16 protein-coding genes are annotated in these 23,611 nt (G+C 33.4%); 14 read left to right on the forward strand and 2 right to left on the reverse strand.

The features are described from left to right. Positions 1 to 113: 113 nt before the first annotated feature. Together P0R33_RS05970 and P0R33_RS05975 are read right to left on the reverse strand one after the other, a co-directional pair. Positions 114 to 1,010: an alpha/beta hydrolase family protein gene (locus P0R33_RS05970; RefSeq protein ID WP_276174649.1), complete on the reverse strand. Its 897-nt coding sequence runs from the start codon at positions 1,008 to 1,010 to the stop codon at positions 114 to 116. Positions 1,011 to 1,145: 135 nt separating this feature from the next. Continuing rightward, a complete protein-coding gene (locus P0R33_RS05975; RefSeq protein ID WP_276174650.1) occupies positions 1,146 to 1,895 on the reverse strand; it encodes a DeoR/GlpR family DNA-binding transcription regulator in 750 nt (249 codons plus the stop codon). A 245-nt stretch (positions 1,896 to 2,140) separates the two neighbouring features. On the opposite strand from P0R33_RS05975, the gene P0R33_RS05980 reads away from it, so the two are divergent. From P0R33_RS05980 to P0R33_RS06045, 14 genes are all read left to right on the forward strand, one after another. Further along, on the forward strand, positions 2,141 to 5,419 hold the full coding sequence (locus tag P0R33_RS05980; RefSeq protein WP_276174651.1) for a TonB-dependent receptor: 3,279 nt from the start codon (positions 2,141 to 2,143) through the stop codon (positions 5,417 to 5,419). A 32-nt stretch (positions 5,420 to 5,451) separates the two neighbouring features. Next, the gene (locus tag P0R33_RS05985; protein ID WP_276174652.1) at positions 5,452 to 7,188 is read left to right on the forward strand and encodes a RagB/SusD family nutrient uptake outer membrane protein; all 1,737 of its coding nucleotides are present in this window, start codon (positions 5,452 to 5,454) and stop codon (positions 7,186 to 7,188) included. A gap of 226 nt (positions 7,189 to 7,414) precedes the next feature. After that, positions 7,415 to 8,614, forward strand: coding sequence for a DUF1343 domain-containing protein (locus P0R33_RS05990; RefSeq protein WP_276174654.1), 1,200 nt, complete (start codon positions 7,415 to 7,417; stop codon positions 8,612 to 8,614). A gap of 131 nt (positions 8,615 to 8,745) precedes the next feature. After that, positions 8,746 to 9,567, forward strand: a complete 822-nt coding sequence (gene murQ / locus P0R33_RS05995; RefSeq protein WP_276174655.1) for an N-acetylmuramic acid 6-phosphate etherase — start codon at positions 8,746 to 8,748, stop codon at positions 9,565 to 9,567. Between the two features lie 24 nt (positions 9,568 to 9,591). Then, the gene (locus P0R33_RS06000) at positions 9,592 to 11,097 is read left to right on the forward strand and encodes a sodium:solute symporter (protein WP_276174656.1); all 1,506 of its coding nucleotides are present in this window, start codon (positions 9,592 to 9,594) and stop codon (positions 11,095 to 11,097) included. Between the two features lie 52 nt (positions 11,098 to 11,149). After that, the gene (locus P0R33_RS06005) at positions 11,150 to 14,149 is read left to right on the forward strand and encodes a glycoside hydrolase family 3 N-terminal domain-containing protein (protein ID WP_276174657.1); all 3,000 of its coding nucleotides are present in this window, start codon (positions 11,150 to 11,152) and stop codon (positions 14,147 to 14,149) included. A 365-nt stretch (positions 14,150 to 14,514) separates the two neighbouring features. Next, positions 14,515 to 15,720: an anhydro-N-acetylmuramic acid kinase gene (locus P0R33_RS06010; protein ID WP_276174658.1), complete on the forward strand. Its 1,206-nt coding sequence runs from the start codon at positions 14,515 to 14,517 to the stop codon at positions 15,718 to 15,720. A gap of 60 nt (positions 15,721 to 15,780) precedes the next feature. After that, complete coding sequence (locus P0R33_RS06015; RefSeq protein ID WP_276174659.1) at positions 15,781 to 17,052, forward strand: DUF5009 domain-containing protein; 1,272 nt, start codon at positions 15,781 to 15,783, stop codon at positions 17,050 to 17,052. A gap of 93 nt (positions 17,053 to 17,145) precedes the next feature. Next, on the forward strand, positions 17,146 to 18,714 hold the full coding sequence (locus tag P0R33_RS06020) for a family 10 glycosylhydrolase (RefSeq protein WP_276174660.1): 1,569 nt from the start codon (positions 17,146 to 17,148) through the stop codon (positions 18,712 to 18,714). After that, a complete protein-coding gene (locus P0R33_RS06025; protein WP_276174661.1) occupies positions 18,701 to 20,014 on the forward strand; it encodes an MFS transporter in 1,314 nt (437 codons plus the stop codon). The genes P0R33_RS06020 and P0R33_RS06025 overlap by 14 nt, the downstream gene beginning before the upstream one ends. A 31-nt stretch (positions 20,015 to 20,045) precedes the next feature. Next, on the forward strand, positions 20,046 to 20,387 hold the full coding sequence (locus P0R33_RS06030) for a hypothetical protein (RefSeq protein WP_276174663.1): 342 nt from the start codon (positions 20,046 to 20,048) through the stop codon (positions 20,385 to 20,387). 189 nt (positions 20,388 to 20,576) lie between these two features. Further along, a complete protein-coding gene (locus P0R33_RS06035; RefSeq protein WP_276174664.1) occupies positions 20,577 to 21,026 on the forward strand; it encodes a GNAT family N-acetyltransferase in 450 nt (149 codons plus the stop codon). Positions 21,027 to 21,028: 2 nt separating this feature from the next. Next, positions 21,029 to 22,642, forward strand: coding sequence for a glycoside hydrolase family 3 N-terminal domain-containing protein (locus tag P0R33_RS06040; protein ID WP_276174665.1), 1,614 nt, complete (start codon positions 21,029 to 21,031; stop codon positions 22,640 to 22,642). A gap of 125 nt (positions 22,643 to 22,767) precedes the next feature. After that, complete coding sequence (locus P0R33_RS06045; RefSeq protein ID WP_229352825.1) at positions 22,768 to 23,406, forward strand: peroxiredoxin; 639 nt, start codon at positions 22,768 to 22,770, stop codon at positions 23,404 to 23,406. The last annotated feature ends 205 nt before the right edge of the window (positions 23,407 to 23,611 follow it).

Consider the following 23,611-nt stretch of genomic DNA (forward strand, 5'->3'; position numbering starts at 1 on the left):
AAAAAACAGCTAAAAAAACCTAACAGGTTTTGAAAACCTGTTAGGATAGGTAACCAACCAAAATTTATGCATTACTTTTTTTATGGGTAAAATCGCAACACACAATTACTTATCTAATTTTTTGTTTTATCGTTGAAAAAATTATTAAAGAATAATAATTGAAATTTTAAGGAATTTTCCCAGTACTTAAGATCATGTTTTCCTGGACGTTCTATATAATCGTGATTTATTTTCTGGGCTAGCATTTTAGCATGAAGCTGTCTGTTTACTTCCATAAAAAAATCATCAAAACCGCAGTCGATAATCAATTTTAAATTATTGTCTTTTACTAAATCAAGCATATTGGTAACGGTATATTTTTCCCAATTTTCAGGAAATTCGGTTATCGTTCCTAGACGTTTTTTAATATCCCAATTATCAGGAAATGGCCTAAAATCTACTCCTCCGCTCATACTGCCGGCCGCACCAAAAATATCCTGATGTTTAAACGACAAATATAAAGCGCCATGCCCGCCCATGCTTAAGCCTGAAATGGCTCTGTTTTCACGATTAGGAATTGTTCTGTATTTTTGGTCTATATAAGAAACTAATTCTTTTGTAACATAAGTTTCGTACTTAAAGCTTGGATCAATCGGACTGTCAAAATACCAGCTTGAGTAATTTCCGTCTACACCGACTACAATAAAATTGTATTGATCTACCTGGCTTTTAAGCTCTTTGAAATCTTTTGCCCAAGAAGCATAATTCCCACTATATCCGTGAAGAAGATAAACCACAGGGAATTTTTTATCGTTTTTTTTATAGCTCTCCGGAAATATAATACAGCTTTTTATATTCTTATTCATTGAAGGACTGAAAACCTGAATAGTATCAACTGTAGCTGCTTTTACAGAACAAAATAAGAGAATTAAATATAAGGTATAAAGCGTTTTTCTTTTATGTTTTTTTCTAAATGAAGTTTCGCTACTTTTTTGAAATACATTATAAACAGAGAAAATATAGTTTTTCATATAATATGGTTTTGTTAGAAAATAGTTTTAACAAATATATACAAAAAACAAACAAAATACATTATTTTGCGTTATTTAACAAAATAAAATACAAATAACGCAAAAACATGCAAAAATTATTAAACTATGTATTGCTTAAAGTATAAAAACGCCCGATTTTCTGTACTCTTCAAGACTTACATCTTCAGGATCCAGATTAGTAACAATGGTATCCAATTGTTTTAAATCGCAAACCACATGAGGCATTTTAGTATCCAATTTATCAGAAGAAAACATCGAAACCACTCTATCAGAAGCTTCTATCATAGCTTTTTTTACTATTGAAATTTCGTATCCAATCTCAGTTAAACCTTGTTTAATATTAATGCTACTCGCTCCAATGAAACAAATATCTGCTTTGATTTTAGAAACAACCTGAATAACATCCATACCAATTGTTACCATTGCATTTTTCTGCATTTTTCCACCAATAAAAATCAAATCAATATTCGGATGCTGCGAAAGCTGCATCGCAATTGGAAGACTATATGTATATATAGTAGCTTTTAAATCTGCTGGAATTAGCTTTGCGAAAACCAAGTTGGTGCTTCCACCGCTCATTATAATAACCTGATCGTCATGAAGCAAAGACAACGCCTTTGTAACTATCTTCATCTTCTCATCTTCTCCAGATATATTAATATTAAAAACATCTGCTGATTTTTCTGTTACCTGCACTGCTCCACCATAAACCTTCTCTAAAAGCTTTTTGCTATCGAGTTCGTTTAAATCCCTCCTAATTGTATCCTCGGATAATTCCAGAGCCAAAGCCAAATCTGTTGTGACAACTTTTTGTTCTTCAACAAGTTTCGTCATGATATATTTATGTCTTTCGGCTTTCAGCATTTTATTAAAAGTTTAAGTTCACGACAAATATATCAAATAATTTTATTGAAATATAAAAGTCTATCGAATATCTGCAATAGTTTGCATGTTTTAATAAAAAAATCTAAAACATAAAAATTACATATTCAAAATATGCGTTATTTTGCGTTATTCAAAAGATTTTTAAAAATATTAACAATAAAAATGCATTTGTATGCAATAATTAAATATATTTGCTTAACAACCATTAAAAAAACCAAGTAATCATGAAAAAACTATTTCTTATTTCATTGTTGGTTTTGTTCATTCAAGCAACTTTTGGGCAAACAAAAACAATCACTGGAACGGTAAAAAACAAAGCAGACGGATTCCCCATACCTGGTGTCAGCGTAATGATTCAGGGAACATCCAATGGAACTACTACTGATTTTGACGGTAACTACAGCATCAGTATAGCGCCAGGACGAAGCCTTAGTTTTAGCTACATGGGTTTTGAAACCGTAGCAATCAAAATTGAAGGACAACAAAAAGTAAATGTTGATCTTTCTCCAAGTACTTCAAAATTGGATGAAGTTGTTGTAGTAGGATTCGCTTCTCAGAAAAAAGTAAATCTTACTGGAGCAGTTGCAAAGGTAGATGTTAAAAAAGCATTGGGAAGTATTCCTGTTACAGACATAACAAAAGGTTTACAGGGAACTACTCCTGGACTTAATATTACTAGCAACTCAGGTAACTTAGGAAAACAATCAAACATTAATATTCGTGGAATGGGAACAATTGTGAATGGAGAAGCTTCTGGATCTCCACTTATTTTAGTTGATGGTGTTCCTGGTGATTTATCAATGCTGAATGCAGAAGATGTAGAATCGATGTCTGTACTTAAAGATGCCGCTTCTGCTTCTATTTATGGTGCTCGTGCCGCATTTGGGGTTATCTTAATTACTACTAAAAGCGGTAAAAATGCTAAAGGCAAAGTAAGATTTGCTTACAGTAATAATACAGGTTGGAGCAACCCAATCTCTTTGGTTCAATTTAATGATCCTACTGTAGAACTTCCTGCAATGATCGAAGCACAAGCTAGAGCGGGAAATGCAAATCCGGAATCTTTCGGTATGAACTACAAAACATTATTGCCTGGTATCATTAACTGGAAACAAAACTACGCTGCAACTAGAAATCCTAATGATAAGAATATGATTCTAGGTCAAGATTTTGACATTATTGGCGGAAAAGAATATTTCTACAGAATTTGGAATCCGCATGATGAAATGCTAAAAAAGAATGCGGTACAAACACTTCATAATTTATCAGCACAAGGTTCTTTGAGCGAAAAAAGCTCGTTTATTGTTTCGTTAGGTCTTGCTAATCAAGAAGGTGTAATGAAAATCAATAACGAAACCAACCAAAGATTTAATCTTAATCTTGGGTTGACAACAGAGTTAGCAAGCTGGCTTACAGGAGATTTTAAAGTTTTAGGAACTTTCCAAGAATATGATTCTCCTTTTAACTACTATAACAATGGTATTGATACTGCTGGTAACGGTTATTTTGGTTACTATATGCGTTGGGGTTCTTATTTCCCTTATGGTACTTATAATGGCACTTACTTTAGACACGCGCCAGGTTATATGGCAAATGCATCTCAAAATGAAAGCAAGTCAAATGATATGAGGATAAGCGGAAAACTTACTGCTCAAATCACAAAAGACTTTAATATCATTGGAGAATATAGTTTTAATACTAATTTTTCAAGTCTAAAAATGAACGGTGGTCAAGTGCCTCTTTGGGACTTTTGGACAGGTGCAGCTGACTTAGTTTCAGGAAAACCGACTTCAATGGAAGTGGCTAATGATTTTGTTGCGCAAGCCAAATCATCTTTTACAAGAAATGTAGCCAATTTTTATGCTAATTACACTAAAACATTAGGAGAAAACCATAACTTTAAAGTATTAGGTGGTTTAAACTCAGAATGGTATGATTTTGAGAGAACCTACGCTCGTAGAAATACACTTTTGGACAAAAACAAGCCAGAGTTTAATTTAGCAATTGGTGATCAATTTACTTCGCCTCTAGTTTCTAATACCACTTTAAATCCAGGTTTATCAAGATATGCAATTGCAGGATTTTTTGCGCGTGTAAATTACGATTACAAAGGAAAATATTTACTGGAATTAAACGGACGTTATGACGGTTCGTCAAAATTCCCAACTAATGAGCAATGGGGATTCTTCCCTTCTGCTTCTGTTGGATATAGAATTTCGGAAGAAAGTTTCATGGAAGGAACAAAAAGCTGGTTAAATGATTTGAAAATCCGTGGATCTGTTGGTTCAATTGGAAATCAAAATATCGCCAACAATGCCTTTTTACCAGTTATGACTAACGTTACTACTAATCCTAATCCTTATTGGATAGGTAGCGGTACGACAGTTAATCCTACTGTTAATCAGCCTTCAAATGTTGACCCGAATTTAACTTGGGAAAAGGTAACTACTCAGGATATTGGTATTGATATTCGTATCTTTAATATGTTAGGTTTAACATTTGATTACTATCAACGTGATACTAAAGGAATGTTAGCGCCAGGTAAAACACTTCCAGGTTCATTTGGTCAGGCTGCTGCTAATACAAACTCTGGAAACTTAAGAACAAAAGGTTGGGAACTTGCACTTAACTTTAATAAACAAATAAACAAAGACATAAACGTTTATGCAGATCTTACACTTTCTGATAATACTACAGAAGTAACAGAATGGAACAACTCTTCTAAACTTTTAGGATCTTTCTATGCTGGTCAAAAATTAGGAGAAATCTGGGGATTAGAAACAGATCGATTAATTCAAACAACAGATCAAATTGATGCAACAGGATTAATAGTAAATGGTGTTGATTACAAAAATGTAAGAACTGGTGCTTTTAGATATGGTGCAGGAGATGTAATGTATAAAGATTTAGACGGAGATGGAGTAATCTCTAGAGGCGATGGAACAGCTCTTAAACCAGGAGATTTAAAAGTAATTGGTAATACTACACCTCGCTACCAATATGGAGTTCGTTTAGGTGGTGCATTATACGGATTTGATATTGATGCATTCTTTCAAGGAGTTGGTAAACGCGAATTCTGGACAACTTCAGACTTAGTTTTACCATTCTACAACAGAACAGATGCTATGTATGCAAGTATGAATGATTACTGGACACCAGAAAATACAGATGCGTATTTCCCTAATCCATATCCTGGACATGCTACGAATGCGTTCGGAGCTTATGCACCTGGATCAAACAATTTTGTTGCGCAGTCACGTTATTTATTAGATATGTCTTATTTACGTTTAAAATCTATGACTCTTGGGTATACTTTTCCTAAAAGCATTTCTCAAAAGGCTGGATTTGACAAAATCAGACCGTATGTTTCAGGTTTCAACTTAGCTACTTGGAAAAGCAGCAGATTACCTGTAGATCCTGAAATTAATGAAACTGAAGCAGTATGGGGAAGAACTTTTCCTTACTCTAAAACATGGTCAGTTGGTATACAACTTGCGTTTTAATAAATGTATTTAAAAATCAAAAATTAAGTAAAATGAGAAAATTAATCATAAACTCTAAGATAAAACTATCAGTTGTTTTGCTTGCTTTTGCAGGTCTAACTGCTAGCTGTTCAGATTTTTTGGATACACCTCCTGAGGATGTATTTACAGATGACAATTTTTGGACCTCAGAAAATAACGTAAAAACATTCTCTTGGTTGAACTATAATACGTTTAACGGGTATGGAAATAATGCTGGTACTACTGCCGATTTCTACTTTCATGCTTCGTCTACAGGATTAATAGATGACAACTTAGCGATGAACGTTTTTACAAACTTTCTAACGGCTCCGAATGCTACCAATACAAACTGGAACGAATATTACACTTTGATTCGCCGTTGCAATCTTATGCTAGAAAGAGTTCCTAATGTACCAATGGATCAAGCAAAGAAAAATCACTATATCGGTGTTGCAAAATTTTTCAGAGCTCATACTTATTTCCGTTTAGCGCAACAGTTTGGTGATGTGCCATATACAGATAAATATTTAGCTCAAAGCGATGCTAATGTCTATAAACCAGCTTTATCAAGAGCCGAAGTTATAGACAATGTAATTAAAGATTTAGAAGAAGCAATTCCAATGTTACTAAATGTTGATGACAGCAATGTAACTGTAAATAAATATACTGCTTATGCATTATTGAGCCGAGTATGTTTGGGCGAAGGCACTTACAGAAAGTACAATTTGGCACAAAATGGAAGTGTTTATCTTCAAAAAGCCAAAGAAGCTGCTTTGGCCGTGATGAATAACAATTCTTTCAAACTAAATGCAGATTGGAAAGCGCTTTACAACTCTGTTGAGTTAATGAATAATACTGAAGTAATCTTAACAAAAAGATATCTTAAAGGTGTTTTAGGAAATTCAGTACAAGCGTATACCAATACCTCTACAGTTCAAAACGGATTGACAAAATTTGCAGCAGAAAGTTATGTAACTACAAATGGATTGCCTATCAAACAAGCTGGAAACGCTCAGTTTTTAGGTGATGCTACTATTGCCAATACTTTTGCCAACAGAGATCCAAGATTTGCTAAAGCTTTCAGCAATGCAGATTACGCTTATTCTGACAAACCTTATAACGGTTTAACATCTATAACAGGTTATGTATTTCAGCTGTATAATAACCCTGCTACAACAGGTACAGACGTTTCAACAATTGGACAAAATCAAATTGACGCTCCAGTTTTCACATTAAGCGAAGTGTATTTAAATTATGCTGAAGCATGTGCAGAATTAGGCACAATTACCAATGTTGATCTTGATTTATCACTTAACAAAGTTCGTACACGTGCAGGAATAGCTACTTTGACTACAGATGGTACAAATGCAACTGCTGGTGGAGTACAAATAAACGATCCGCAAAGAACAACGGCATTAGAACAAATTTCGGGAATTGTTAATCCAATTATCTGGGAGATTCGTCGTGAGCGCAGAATCGAGTTTATGGCTTGGACTACAATGAGAAAAGAAGATCTTATGCGTTGGAAAAAAGGAGATTATTTAGATACCAATTCAAATCCTGATGTCGTTTTAGGAGCTAGAATACCTGCTTTGATAGGAGGAACTACTAAAACTAGAGTAAACGCACAAGGATATGTAATTCCTTATGCTGCTGGTGTTTCAAGATTATTTGTATCTCCAAAAAATTATTTGAGTGCAATTCCAACAAATGATATCAATTTATATGCGGCAGAAGGTGTAGAATTGAAACAAAATCCAGGTTGGTAATCCAGTTTTCATAAATAGACTATTTGCACTTTATAATAAAACTGCCTCTGGAATTAATCTAACCAGAGGCAGTATTTAAAAATCGCTTTTTCATTGCGAGACAAAAAAAACTTCAATCTGAAATTTCAGATATTCATTTCTCATCATCAATCACAAACAACAACCAATCAAATAATAGCTTAACTTTATTAGTCAATTTTTTGCCTAACTATTAATTGTAATTAAAATGAAAAAATTTATTTCAAAAAGTGTTTTTATTGCAGTTTATCTGTTTGTAACGTCTTTGCATTCTAATTCGTTTTCAACAGCTACAACATTCGGCACATCAGAAATTAATCCTCCTGCAATTAAAACTGGAGCAGATAATTACGAGAAATATTTACCGCTTTTAAAAGACAAAAAAATAGGAATTGTAACCAATCAAACAGGAATTTTATCTAACAAAACACATTTAGTTGACTTTTTATTAAAGAAAAAAATTGCAATTCAAACCATTTTTGCACCAGAACACGGTTTTAGAGGAACTGCCGATGCAGGCGAGCATGTTGTTGACGGAAAAGATCCAAAAACTGGTTTATCAATCATTTCTCTTTATGGAGATAATAAAAAACCGAAACCTCAACAATTAAACGGAATCGACATTATGATTTTTGATCTTCAGGATGTTGGAGCTCGTTTTTACACTTATATTTCATCACTTCATTATGTAATGGAGGCTTGCGCCGAAAACAATTTACCGCTTATAATCTTAGACAGACCAAACCCAAACGGAAGTATTGTTGATGGTCCTTTGTTAGAAAAAGAATTTACCAGTTTTGTCGGCATGCACCCTATTCCGCTCCTTCACGGAATGACAATTGGAGAATATGCTCAAATGATCAACGGAGAAAAATGGCTTAAAAATGGTGTACAATGCAAATTGACCGTTATTCCTTGTTCCAATTACAATCGAAATATGCAATACAGTTTATTGGTTAAACCGTCACCAAATTTGCCAAACGACCAATCTATAAATTTGTACGCAAGTTTATGCCTTTTTGAAGGAACAAATGTCAGCATGGGACGCGGAACCGAGAAACAATTCCAAATTTACGGTTCTCCTTTTTTAACCAAAACCAATTTCAGCTTTACGCCAAAACCTAATTTCGGAGCCAAAGATCCGGTTTATAACGGAAAAGAATGTTTTGGTGAAGATTTAACTTCTTATCCAAAACTTAAACAATTAGAATTAAAATGGCTTTTAAAAGCCTATCAAAATACCACCGATAAATCTAAATTTTTCAATGCCTTTTTTAACAAACTTGCTGGAACAAAAAAATTGCAGCAGCAAATAGAATCGGGAGTTTCAGAAAAAGAAATTCGCGCAAGCTGGAAAAAAGATTTACAAGCCTTTCAAATTATGAGAAAACCGTATTTACTCTACTAAATAAGGCCTTTTCAGAATTAAAAATTTCCAAAAACTTACTATTTTTTATAAAATAGGGAATCCTTATACAAAAAATCGAAATCATAAATATCAAATAATCCGCTGTTTCAAAACCAAAAAAGAAAAGAAAAATGAAGAATAAAACCCCTGAAACCGAACAAGAATCTTTGTACAAAGATTTAGACCAAATGAGCGTAAAAGAACTCTTAACCAACATTAATACAGAAGATCAAAAAGTTCCGCAAATTATACAAGGACAGATTCCTAAAATTGAAAAACTCGTAAAAGCAATCGTAAAAAAAATGCAATTGGGCGGACGATTATTTTATATCGGAGCTGGAACTTCTGGACGTATCGGGATTTTGGATGCATCTGAATGTCCGCCAACTTTTGGTGTTCCGCACGACATGATTATCGGAATTATTGCTGGAGGAGATACTGCAATTAGAAAAGCAGTAGAAAATGCTGAAGACGATACCGAACAAGCTTGGAAAGATTTAGCTAAATTTGAGATTTCAAGTTTAGATTTTATTATCGGAATTGCTGCTTCTGGAAATACACCTTATGTTTTAGGCGCTTTGAAAAAAGCTAAAGAACACAATATTAAAACAGGAAGTATTTCTTGCATCAGCAATGGACTTATCGCACAAGAAGCTGATTATCCGATTGAGGTAATTGTTGGTCCAGAGTTTTTAACAGGAAGTACGAGAATGAAAGCGGGAACAGCTCAAAAACTGACTTTGAATATGATTTCGACTTCTGTAATGATTAAACTTGGAAAAGTAAAAGGCAACAAAATGGTAGACATGCAGTTGTCTAACGAAAAACTGGTAAAACGAGGCATCAAAATGATTATGGAAGAATTGGGAATTGAATATGATTTAGCCGAAGAATTACTGCAAAAACATAAAAGCGTACGTGCTGTTTTGTTAGATCATAATAGCAAAAAATAACCTAATTTTTAAAGCAAAACCGAAATGTCTTCTACTACAATTCTCATTTTCATCTTTGTTTATTTTGGTCTTTTACTGTTTATATCAAACGTAATTAGTAAAAAAGGACAAGACAACGATTCTTTTTTCAAAGCAAATAAAAATTCCAAATGGTATCTTGTTGCCTTTGGTATGATCGGAACTGCTCTTTCTGGAGTAACTTTTATTTCTGTTCCTGGAGAAGTTGGCTCGCCAAACGGAGAACAATTCAAATATTTCCAGTTTGTTTTAGGAAACGCAATCGGATTTATCATTATTGCAAAAGTCTTGCTTCCAATCTATTACAGAATGAATCTGACTTCGATTTACAGTTATATCGAACAAAGAATGGGAATTAGAAGTTACAAAACGGCTGCTTCAATATTTTTAGTGAGCAGAACTATTAGTTCGGCTTTTAGATTGTATTTGGTGGTTATTGTTTTACAGCGATATGTTTTCAATGATTTTCATATACCTTTTCCCGTAACGGTGCTTTTGGCTTTGGCGCTTATTTTTTTGTACACTTTTAGAAGCGGTCTCAAAACCATTATTATTACCGATACTTTACAGACGTTTTTTTTAGTTAGTTCCGTGTTTATAACCATTTATTTTGTTTGTGACAGTCTTAACCTGACTGTTCTTGAGTCGGTTTCAACCATTCAGAAAAGTAATTATTCAAAAATATTTTTCTTCGATGATTTCTTTACGAGCAAGTACCACTTTGTAAAGCAAATTTTAGGAGGAATGTTTGTTACTATAGCAATGGTTGGGCTCGATCAAGATTTAATGCAGAAAAATCTAAGCTGTAAAAACATTGGAGAAGCACAAAAAAACATGTTCACATTTACAGGAATTTTTGTTTTAATCAATATTATTTTCTTGAGTTTAGGTGCATTATTATACATCTACGCTGCAAAAAATAATGTTGAAATTCCGCTTGATTTAGTAACAGGAAAACCAAGAACCGATTTGCTTTTCCCAGAAATTGCTTTAAATCATTTGTCAATTGTGCCAGCTTTTGTTTTTCTTTTGGGAATTATCGCTGCAACTTTTGCCACAACCGATTCAGCTTTAACAGCTTTAACAACTTCATTTTGTGTTGATTTTCTTGGAATGGACAAATCTGAAAATCTCGATAATACTAAAAATGTAACGATAAGACATTGGGTACATTTCGCATTTTCAATTTTACTTTTTCTTGTAATTATTGTTTTGAATTCCTTTAATGATGCTTCTGTTGTGGCTTTAATTTTCAGAGCTGCATCTTATACTTATGGACCTTTATTAGGCTTATACGCTTTCGGATTATTGCAAAAATCAAGATTAGTAAACGACAAACTGATTCCGATTATTTGCCTTATTTCGCCAATATTTACGTATTTCTTAAGCGAAAACTCAGCACAATTATTTGGATATACTTTTGATAACGAATTAATTATCATTAATGGATTATTTACTTACATCGGAATTTATTTAACCAGTAAACGCACAGAAGAAACAATCTCTTTCTAAAAGCCAAAATAAAGAATTCAGACTTTTACCTGAATGCTCAAAAAATGATTTCATGAAAAATACAATTATAAAAATAGGTTTGCTTACAGCCGTACTTTTTTTAATCATCAATTGTGGTGTTTCTAAAAAAAGCAAAACTGCTGTTGATACAAACGAACCTATTTCGACAGAAAACAAAGAAGTTTACATCCCAAAAAGCAAAGCAGAAAAAAAGCCTTTTGTTGCCGATTGTGACGAAGAAAAACGCTGGACAGACAGTATTTACAGTAAAATGACGTTGGATGAAAAACTGGGACAATTGTTTTTTGCAAATGCTTATTCCAACAAAGATTCTGTACATGTTAACAAAGTAAAAGAACTGGTTTCAAAATACAATATCGGCGGCATTATTTTCTTTCAAGGCGGACCTGTTCGTCAAGCGAAATTAACCAACTTATATCAGTCCAAAGCAAAAGTTCCTTTATTTATCGGACTTGACGCCGAATGGGGATTAAGTATGCGCTTAGATTCTACATACGCTTATCCTTGGAATATGACTTTGGGCGCAATCCAAGATTTAGATTTAATCGAAAAAGTCGGAAGACAAATGGGAAGCGAATGCAAAAGAATGGGAATTCATTTCAATTTTGCACCTGTTTTAGACATTAATACCAATCCGATGAATCCTATTATTGGAAATCGTTCATTTGGTGAAAGCAAAACAAATGTTGCCAATCGTGCTTCGGCAATTATGAAAGGTATTCAAAGTCAAGGCGTTTTGTGTACCGGAAAGCATTTTCCTGGACACGGAGATACCGCTGTCGATTCGCATAAAGCGCTTCCAACAGTTGCTTACAGTAAAGAACATATGGATGAAGTCGAATTATATCCATACAAAAAGCTATTTGACGAAGGTTTGGCTTCTGTAATGGTCGCACACCTTAATATTCCGAATTTAGAACCAGGCGAAAATATCCCTTCTTCTGCTTCTTATAATGTGGTAACCGAATTACTTCAAAAACAATTGGGTTTTGAAGGACTGATTTTTACAGACGGTTTAGGCATGAAAGGCGCGAGCAATTTTAAACCTGTTGGTGATTTAGAATTGGCTGTTTTACAAGCAGGAAATGATATTTTTCTTTGTCCAGACGATGTTCCAGCGGCTTTAGAAAAATTAAAAATATTTTATGCAAATGGTCAAATCACCGAAGAACGTGTAGCGCATTCTGTTAAAAAAATATTGCGTTATAAATTCAAAGCGGGATTAAACAAATACAAGCCTGTTGATTTAAAAAATCTCCAAAAAGATTTGACAAGTCCAGATAAAGATGCGCTTCAATACAATTTGTTTGAAAACGCCATTACCGTTTTAAAAAACAAAAAAGACATTCTTCCGATCAAAAATCTGAATCAGAAAATTGCTTACGTAAAACTCGGAGAAGATGTAAACAGCGCTTTTGTTTCGACTTTAAAAAAATATACTGAAATAACAGAAGTTTCAAACACAAACATTGATTCTTTAAACAAACAATTAAAGAATTTTGATTTGGTAATTGTAAGTTATCACAAAGTAAATAAAGCTTGGGAAAAACACGATTTTTCTTCAAATGAATTGTTTTTCTTGAATAAAATTGCCGAAAACAATAAAGTCATTTTAGATGTTTTTACGAAACCTTATTCATTGCTTTCTATCCAAAACTTTGATAACATTGAAGGATTGGTTGTTTCATATCAAAACTCAACAATTTCTCAGATTGTTTCTGCCGAAATATTATTCGGAGCAAAAAGCGCCAAAGGAAAATTACCCGTTTCAATTAACGATAATTTTAAAGTTAATGATGGAATCGATACCGAAAAAATCGATCGCTTAGCTTTTGAAACACCTGAAAATGTCGGAATGAATTCTGCAATTCTTTCTAAAATAGATGCTATCGCTCAAAAAGCAATTGACAGAAAAATGGCTCCAGGAATGCAAGTTTTGGTGGCAAGAAAAGGAAGCGTTGTTTTTCAGAAATCATACGGATATCAGACATACGACAAAACTGTAAAAGTTTCGAATACTGATTTATACGACGTCGCTTCGATTTCAAAAATGATTTCTACGCTTCCAAACGTGATGCAATTATACGATAAAAACAAAGTTGAATTAGACACCAAATTGGGAACAATGCTTCCAATGTTTTCTAAATCGAACAAAAAAGATATTTCGTTTAAAGATCTTCTAAATCATTATGCGGGATTAATTGCTTGGAGTCCGTTTTACAAATCGACATTAGATGCCAAAGGTTTTCCTTCTGATAAATATTATCGAAAAATTCCAGAGAAAAATTTCACCACAAAAGTAGCCGACAGTCTTTTCATTAGAAATGATTATCATGACACAATTATGAAATTTATTGCCGACTCTCCTATTTCATTAAAAAAAAAATACAAATACAGTGATTTTACTTTTATCATTTTAAAAGAATATTTGGAAAGAGCAACGCATAAAAAACTGGAAGATTTAAGTCAAGAAAACTTCTTCAATTCGTTGGGAATGAATTACACAACTTATAATCCGTTGTTGAAATTTGATAAAAATGTAATCGCTCCAACCGAAATCGACAATTATTTCAGACATCAATTGATTCAAGGTTATGTGCACGACATGGCAGCGGCAATGGAAGGCGGAGTTGCAGGACACGCGGGGATTTTTTCGAACGCTATGGATGTTGCCAAAATGATGCAGCTTTTTCTTCAAAAAGGAAGTTATGGCGGAGAACGATATTTTTCTGAAGCTACTTTTGACACTTTTAACACCTGTTTTTACTGCGCTCAAGGCGTTGAAAGAGGTTTAGGTTTCGACAAAAGATTGGGAAAAGATGGTCCGACTTGTCAATGTGCTTCTAAATCAAGTTTTGGTCATACTGGTTTTACTGGAAATATGGCTTGGGTTGATCCTGAAAACGAAACGGTTTATGTCTTTTTATCGAATAGAACGTATCCAGAAGTTGGTGAAGAGGGAAATAAACTGGCGAAAGAAAAGATTCGTGAAGATATTCAGAAGATAATTTATGAATCTATAATAAAATAAAAGCAATATAAATTATATTTTTCCGATAAGGCTGCCTGAAAAGAATCAGACAAGCAAAGATAAGCTTCGGAGAAGCGAAATATTTATAGAAATTGTATTTATTATCGATTGTAAAAGAGCTCCAGCGGAGCGACATTTTTTTACTATATTCCGCTCCGCTGAAGCTTTTTAGATCCGTTTATTGAATTTCTATAAATATTTTGCCCCGCTGGGGCTGACTAAAAAAACTATTTTCTAACACATAGCACTATGTTTGTTTAAGACAAGTGAAACGCCTTTTTAAAGAAATCTGAATCTATGTTTCTATGTGTTAGAATTAATTGCTCCCAACTGATTAACTTTAGCTGCATTTTAAAATAACTTTCATGAACAAAAATATTGAAGCACTTTATAAAATTGCTCAAAAAGAAACGAAGCAAATAATCGGATTAATGTCGGGAACTTCTCTCGACGGATTAGATATTGCTTTATGCGAAATTTCAGGATCTGGCGTAAATACGAATGTAAAACTAGCTCAATTTGAAACGATTAGTTATTCGGAAGAAATCAAAACCGAAATTCGTAAAGTTTTTGCTCAAAAAAATATTGATTTTCAGCATTTGGCTTTGCTCAACGAATGGATTGGTTTACTTCATGCTTCAATGATAAATGAAACTTTAAAAAAATGGAATATTCCGGCTTCAAACATTGATTTAATTGCGTCTCACGGACAAACCGTTTTACATGCGCCAAAGTTTTTGCATCAGCAGGAAAAATTTCCAAATGCTACTTTACAAATTGGAGACGGCGATCATATTGCGGTTAAAACAGGAATTATCACTTTATCTGATTTCAGACAGAAACACGTTGCTGCGGGCGGTGAAGGCGCTCCGTTAGCCGTTTATGGCGATTATTTTTTATTTGGAAAAGAAGGCGAAAACAGAATTATGCTGAATATTGGCGGAATTGCCAATTTTACTTATCTGCCTTCAGCCATAAAAACCAAAGACACTTTTGTAACCGACACAGGAACAGGAAATACTTTGATTGATCTTTTTGTAAAGAAATATTTCTTAGACAAAAGCTACGATAAAGATGCAGAAATAGCCAAACAAGGAGCTGTAAATAAGGTTTTATTGAACAATTTGAAAGACAATGCATTTTTCAAAAAAGGATTTCCAAAAACTATCGGACAAGAATTATTTAATGCAGAATATGTAGAATTGGCACTTTCTAAAAGCAATCTTACCAATATTTCTGCACCAAATTTATTGGCAACTTTAACACGCTTTACTGCTGAAACTATTGCAGAAGCGATTCAATTTGCTATAAAAAATTCATCTTATAAAATTGAAGATTTCAAAATATATCTTTCTGGCGGAGGAGCCAATAATCCATTAATTGTACAATGGCTAAAAGAATTATTGCCTTGTTCTTTCTACAAAAGCAATGATTTAGGAATAAACAGCGATGCCAAAGAAGCGATTCTTTTTGCTGTTCTTGCCAATGAAACCGTTGCTGGAGGCGATTTTAAATTTAATTCTGTAAAAATTCCATCGGTAAGTATGGGAAAAATTTCATTTCCTGATTAATTTTTAAAACCAAGAAAAAACAATAAACCACAAACAATAAACTATTAATAACCAAAAACCATGACAAAAGAACGTTTAACCTCATTGGACGTATTTAGAGGATTTACTATTTTTTTAATGACAATAGTAAACAATCCCGGAAGCTGGTCTTCTATCTACCCGCCATTAGAACATGCAGAATGGCACGGTTGTACACCAACCGATTTAGTTTTTCCTTTTTTCGTTTTTATAATGGGAACAGCAATCCCTTTTGCCATGCCGATTAAACATCTTGATGGCGCTGTTTTTAATAAAATTTTAGTTCGATCGCTTCGCATTTTCTGTTTAGGCTTTTCTTTAGCTTTTTTCGGCAGAATACATTTATTTGGTTTGGAAGGTTTTCCGCTTTTAGCAATAAGACTCGTTATTTTCTTCGGAATCGCTTATGCCCTTTTGGGAAATTTTAGCCTAAAAGTCAAAACCTATCTTGTTTTCGGAATCTTAGCGGTTTTATTATTTTTAGCTTACAGCGGTTTAGAACATTTTGAAGATACCAGAATTCCAGGCGTTTTACAGCGAATTGGTATTGTTTATTTCTTCACATCTCTTTTATATTTAAAAACCAATTTAAAAACACAAATCATAACTGGAGTTTCAATTCTAGTTGGTTATTATTTGTTGATGGCTTTTGTCCCTGTTCCTGGATTTGGAGAAGCCAACTTTGAAAAAGGCACTAATTTGGCAGCATGGCTCGACAATTTACTTTTAAACGGACACCTTTGGAGTGTTTCTAAAACTTGGGATCCAGAAGGAATTTTAAGTACTTTACCAGCCATTGCAACTGGAATAACGGGAATGTTTATCGGACAAATTTTAAATTTATCTGTTTCTAAAATCGAAATTGTAAAAAAACTGGCAATCGCAGGAATTGTTCTACTAATCTCTGGATTACTTTGGAATATTGTTTTCCCTATTAACAAATCACTTTGGACAAGTTCTTATGTTTTGTATACTGGTGGTATAGCTACTTTATGCTTGACGTTTCTGTATTATGTTATTGATGTGGCAAATTATAAAAAGTGGGCCAAATTGTTTTTAATCTGGGGTGTAAACCCAATGATTGTCTTTTACTTTTCTGGAATAATTCCGAGAGTGATGAGTTCTATAAAAATGCAAAATCCAGAAATTGGAGGCGAAGAAATTGGTCTTCAAGGCTATATATACCAATATGGAATTGTTCCTGTTTTTGAAAATCCATTAAATGCATCTTTAGCTTATGCGCTGGCTTATGCTCTTTTCTGGTCGATCATCTTATGGATTTTGTATAAAAGAAAACTGATATTCAAAGTTTAGTATTTCAGAAAGAATGGTATTATTATTGCGAAATTTAAATTTCCTTTAATCATCTAAAAAAACTACTTTTGGTTTTTGTTAAAAAACATTGAAATGCATAAAAATCAGTATCTAATATTCTCTTTATTATTCATATTTTTCGTTTCGACGATTTCTGCACAGGAAAAAACAATGCATCCTAAAAACGAATTTAGAGGTGTTTGGATTGCCACCGTTGTGAATATAGACTGGCCGAAAACGAGCTTTGATAATGTAGAAAAAGAAAAAGCTGATTATCTTGAAATTTTAGAAGCGTATAAAAAACTGAATTATAACGCTGTAATTGTTCAGGTTCGAAGTGTTGGTGACGCGATTTATCCTTCTGAATTTGCGCCTTGGTCTCGATTTTTAACTGGAAAAGAAGGTTTGGCTCCAAATCCGTATTACGATGCGTTGGAATGGATGATTGAACAGGCACACAATCGCGGATTTGAATTCCACGCTTGGCTAAATCCATATCGCGCGACTTTCGATTTGAATAAAAATCTTTTAAGTCCTGGACATGATCTTTTTAAACATCCAGAATGGATGATTGAATATGGTGGAAAATATTATTATGATCCAGCCTTACCAGAAGTTCAGGCACATTTAACAAAAGTAGTAAAAGAAGTAGTTGACAAATATGATATCGATGCCATTCATTTTGATGATTATTTCTATCCGTATGCCGTTCCTGGAAAAGTATTTAACGACAACGCTTCTTACCAAAAATACGGTGCAGGTTTAAGCCGTGCTGACTGGCGTCGTGCAAATGTGAGCAATTTTGTGCACACGATTTCGACAACTATTAAAGATAGCAAACCTTGGGTTCAGTTCGGAATTAGTCCGTTTGGAGTTTGGCGAAATAAATCTCAAGATCCAAGAGGTTCTGAAACACAATCGACTTCAAATTACGACGATCTATACGCAGATCCGATGCTTTGGATGGATCAAAAATGGATTGATTATATTCTGCCTCAATTGTATTGGAGTATGAATAATTCGAGAGCATCTTATTCGAAATTGGTAAAATGGTGGTCTGAAAATTCAAATAATACAGCTATTTATATCGGTCATGCTTCTTATAAAATTAGAGGCGATTCAGATAAAAGCTGGAATTTTGTGACTGAAATTCCAACGCAGATCGATTTTCTAAGAACCTTTAAAAACGTTTCTGGAAGTGCTTATTTCAGCTCAAAATGGTTCATGGGAAAAAATTTCGATGTCGTTCGTCATTTAGAAGAAAATCAATATAAATATCCTGCGCTTCCTGCTGCAGTTCCAAATTTAAGACACGTAATTATTGATACTCCAAAAGTGGTTGAATACAATAAAGACAGTATTAAATATAACTTTACATTTAAAAGTCCGCTAAATACGAAAGTTCGTTATATGGTTGTTTACGGAGGTGAACATATTTCTAAAATTGACATTAACGATGCTACAAAAATTGTAGAAAAAGTAACTGTCAAAGAAGTTGACGGAAAAATTACTTTCGCAATTGCAGCCGGAAAATTAAACCTTTATAAAGCATGCGCTGTAACTTTCATTGATTATTATGCAAACGAAAGCACGCCTACTGCCATAGATCTAAAAAAACCATTTAAAAACTATATACCTGCACAACCTAATGAAAATAGATAATAAACCTTGGTTCTGGATTCCGCTTCTAAACTTTGCATCTGGATTGCCGTATGCTATAATTATTTCAGTTTCGGTAATTATGTACAAAAATCTAGGTATAAAAAATGAAGATATCGGAGTTTACACCAGTTTATTATATCTTCCGTGGGTGGTAAAACCCCTGTGGAGTCCGCTTATTGAACTAATAGGAACCAAGAGAAAATGGTTTTTATCGATGCAGTTATTAATTTCAATTTCCTTTTTACTGGTCGGATTAGCCATTCCAACAAATGGATTTTTCATGATGTCATTAGCCATTTTTTGGGTTGCGGCTTTTGCTTCGGCTTCAAATGATATTGCGACGGACGGTTTTTATTTATTGGTTTTGCCAGAAGATAAACAATCTTTTTTTATCGGAATCAGAAGTACTTTTTACAGACTTTCCATGCTTGCTGGAAACGGATTGGTCGTTCTTTTTGCTGGATATTTAGAACATAAATACGGAGACAACACAAAAGCTTGGTCGTATACGATGATTTGTGTTGGTTTACTAATGACTTTCATTACAATTTACAATTTCATTTTTACACCAAAAAATGAAATTAATGCCGTAGAAAGCAACAAAGAAACTACTCATCAAAACTTCGGAACTATATTCGCCAGTTTCTTCAAGAAAAAGCAAATCGGTCTAATTTTAACTTTTATCCTTGTTTTCAGATTAGGAGAATCACAATTATTGAAAATGTTGAGTCCGTTCTTGCTTGATAAAAGAGAATTAGGCGGAATGGGATTGGATACAGAAGCTGTTGGAATTATTTACGGAACATTGGGAATTTTTGCTCTTACAGTTGGAGGAATTTTAGGAGGAATTGCAATCTCTAAACATGGCCTTACAAAATGGATGCTTCCAATGTTTTTGGCAATGCACCTTCCAATACTTGGTTTTATTGGTTTAGCTCATTTTCAGCCACAAGAATTATTTCATCTTCATTTAAATTTATATTTTTTCGAAATAAATTCTCCATTAAATCTTTATACTTGCATAACGGTTATTCTTGAACAATTTGGCTACGGTTTTGGATTTACAGGTTTTATGATGTATTTAATTCATGTTGCCGAAGGAGAATCAAAAACAGCACACTATGCACTTGCAACTGGATTTATGGCATTAGGAATGATGCTTCCGGGAATGTTAAGCGGTTTTATACAACAATATTTAGGCTATCAAAATTTCTTTGTATGGGTTTTAATAGCTACAATTCCAGGTCTTATTTTATCACGTTTTTTAGTTTTCCCGAAAGATTTTGGGAAAAAATCATAAGAAGTTTAAATCCCAAATCAAACTCTTACATATGGAAATCAATGAAAATTTGCAGGCCGAACGAAATCTGAAAGGAGCTGAGTTCGAGAAAAATGGAAATCTTGAAAAAGCAATTGAATTGTATGAAGAAAATGTCGCAGAAAGCTTTAAAGGAAATCACCCGTATGATCGACTGGCTACGATCTACAAGAACCAAAACAATCTCGACAACGAAATTAGGGTTTTAGAAAAGGCTATTTTGGTTTACGAAGAAATCACAATCGAAGACCGATTGGAGGGGCTTCCAAAACTTTTCAGATTCAAAAACCGACTAGAAAAAGCCATTGAAACCCAAAAACAATTAGCCAAACAAAAGAAAGCGAAATTGAAATAAAAATGTTCTTTTAAACACATAGAAACATAGTTTTTTTTTATGTAAAAAGAATATAAAAGAGAAACTCATTTCTCAACACATAGTCCCAAAGTTTCGGGATGTATTTGAATGAATTGAAATGCCTTTACCGAGAACTAAATACTATGGTTCTTTGTATTTTCAAAAAAAATTAAACGATTCTAATAAATCATGATCAAACTAAAACGAACCAACTCAGACGATATCGATTTTATAAATCTAGTTGCTTTATTAGATCAGGATTTAGCGATTAGAGACGGAGACGATCATACATTTTACAATCAGTTTAATAAAACAGATAAAATAAAACATACGATCGTTTATTACGAAAACGAAATCCCCGTTGGTTGTGGCGCTTTTCGCGAAAAAGAAAGCGACAAAACCGAAATCAAAAGAATGTACGTTCATCCTGATTATAGAAAAAAAGGAATTGCTTCAAAAATTTTAGCCGAATTGGAAATTTGGGCAAAAGAAGTCGGTTATACTTATACTATACTGGAAACTGGCAAAAACCAGCCAGAAGCCATCAACTTATATCAAAAATTAAATTATACCATCATTCCAAATTATCCTCCTTATGAAGAAATGGATAATAGTGTTTGCATGAAAAAGACTTTATAATAATGAAAATTACAGCAGAAGCATTACGACAAAAAATTGGACAATTCTTTTTTCCAGCAGTATTTATTAACGATACAGAAGAAAATATTCAGGAAATGGAACGCCTTATTAAAGACTATAATATTGGCGGACTGACCTTTTTTCATAGTCGTGCAAGCGCTGCAACCAATTACGAAAGCAAGAAAAAAATAGTTTTTAATGACGATAGTTATGAGAAAATTAAAGCTTTAGTTACTCGTTATCAAAAAGCTGCTTCTACTCCACTTTTAATCAGTATTGATGCCGAATGGGGATTGGCAATGCGAATCGAAAAAACACCGCAATATCCGTATGCAATCACGCTTGGCGCTTTACCAGAAAACAAATCAAATTTAGTTTACGAAGTTGGAAAACAAATTGGTTTAGATTTAAAAGCAGCAGGAATTCAATATAATTTATCGCCTTTGGCAGATATTAACAATAATCCAAACAATCCCGTAATTGGCTATCGCTCTTTTGGTGAAAACAAAGAAAAAGTAGCCGATTTTGCTGTAGAATATTTAAAAGGAATGTCAGAAGTTGGCGTTTTAGGATGTCTGAAGCATTTTCCTGGACACGGCAATACAAATGTTGATTCGCATTTAGGATTGCCGGTTTTAAAGGAAACTTTAGAAGAATTGATGGAAAACGAATTATATCCGTTCATTAAAGGAATCGAAAATAATGTCGATTCTATTATGATTGGACATTTGGCCGTTCCAAGCTTAAATGATGGAAAAGATACATCGGCAACGTTATCAAAAGCCGTTATTCAAGATCTTTTGCGTGATAAATTAGGTTATGATGGTTTAGTAATTTCTGATGCTCTAAACATGCATAGCGTTTCTAAATTGTACGAAACCAAAGGTCAATTAGAATGGGAAGCTTTTAATGCTGGAAATGATGTTTTATGTTTTGCCGAAAATGTTCCTGAAGGAATTGAAGCGATTTATAAAAATGCTTCGCCAGACCGTATTTTCGAAAGTTATAATCGAATTATGAAAGCTAAAGAAAAAGCTGGAATTCTTTCTGGAAACACTGCTGCTTCTGGAGAATTAAATTTCGAAAAAACATCAAAATTAAATTTGGAAATTGCACAAAATGCGATTACTACGATTATTGACAATTCTAGTTCAGAGTTAGCATTTGAAGCTCAGAAAAACAACAAATTAGCCAAACTAAGTTTATATAAAAACACTGAAAATACATTTTTCAAAACTTTAAATTCAAAACTGTCTTCTCCAGAATTTGCTTTTGAAAATTTAGAAGTTTCGGATATTTCTTCAATTAAAAATGAATTAGAAATTTTCGACACGATTTTGATTTCATTATTTGTTCCAAAGGCAAAACCGCTGAACAATTTTGAAATTGACAACGAAGTTTTAGATTTACTTTCTGATTTGCTTCAAACCAAAAAATGCATTATTTACGTTTTCGGAAATCCGTATTCTTTACCGTTAATTCCGAATCTAAAAAAGGCATCAGGATTAATTGAGGCGTATCAGGATTTCGAAGAATTTCAAAAAACAGCAGGAATTCAATTTTTAGAAAAAATTTCTTCAAACGGTATTCTTCCAGTTAATATTGAAATTCAATAAGTTAAAACTTAATATAGTCAAAATTTATTAACTTATAAATATTAATAATCACATCTTATTGTAAGTACCTGGACTTATACCCTACTTTTGCACCAGAAATAAATATTTAACGTAAAACGAAAATTATGTCTTTAGTAGGAAAAAAATTCCCAAGTATTGCAGTAGATGCTATCTCAGAAATGGGTGACAATTTAAAAATCAACATTTTTGAAGAAGCAGTAAACAACAATAAAAAAGTACTTTTATTTTGGTACCCAAAAGATTTTACTTTTGTATGTCCAACTGAATTACACGCCTTTCAAGCTGCATTACCAGAATTTGAGCAAAGAAATACTATCGTAATTGGTGCTTCTTGTGATACAAACGAAGTTCACTTTGCTTGGTTAAATACTCCAAAAAACAATGGTGGAATCGAAGGAGTTACTTACCCAATTTTAGCTGATACAAACCGTAACTTAGCTAACATTTTAGGTATTCTTGATATCGAATCTACAAGCTACAGCGAAGATACAGATTCAGTTATCATCGAAGGTTCAAACGTAACTTACAGAGCTACTTACCTAATTGACGAAACTGGAAAAATCTTCCACGAAAGCGTAAACGATATGCCATTAGGACGTAACGTAAACGAATACTTAAGAATGGTTGACGCTTATACTCACATCCAAACTAAAGGTGAAGTTTGTCCTGCAAACTGGGAAGCTGGTAAAGAAGCTATGTCTGCTGACAGAATCAGTACTGCTGAATACTTAAGCGCTAACTAAGCTGCTAAGATACTAAGGTTCTAAGTTGCTAAGTTTTTTAACTTAACTTTTGAATCTTAAATACAATCTACAATAAAAGTCAAGAGATTCTAAGATTAGACTTAGATCTTAGAATCTCAACGACTTAAAAAAACATCAAATAAATCCACACAAAGTTATTCGGTTCGAGAGCAAACTTAGCATCTTAGAACCTTAGCAACTTAGT

Origin of the sequence: Flavobacterium sp. YJ01 (genome assembly GCF_029320955.1) — a bacterium.
Taxonomy (GTDB): domain Bacteria; phylum Bacteroidota; class Bacteroidia; order Flavobacteriales; family Flavobacteriaceae; genus Flavobacterium.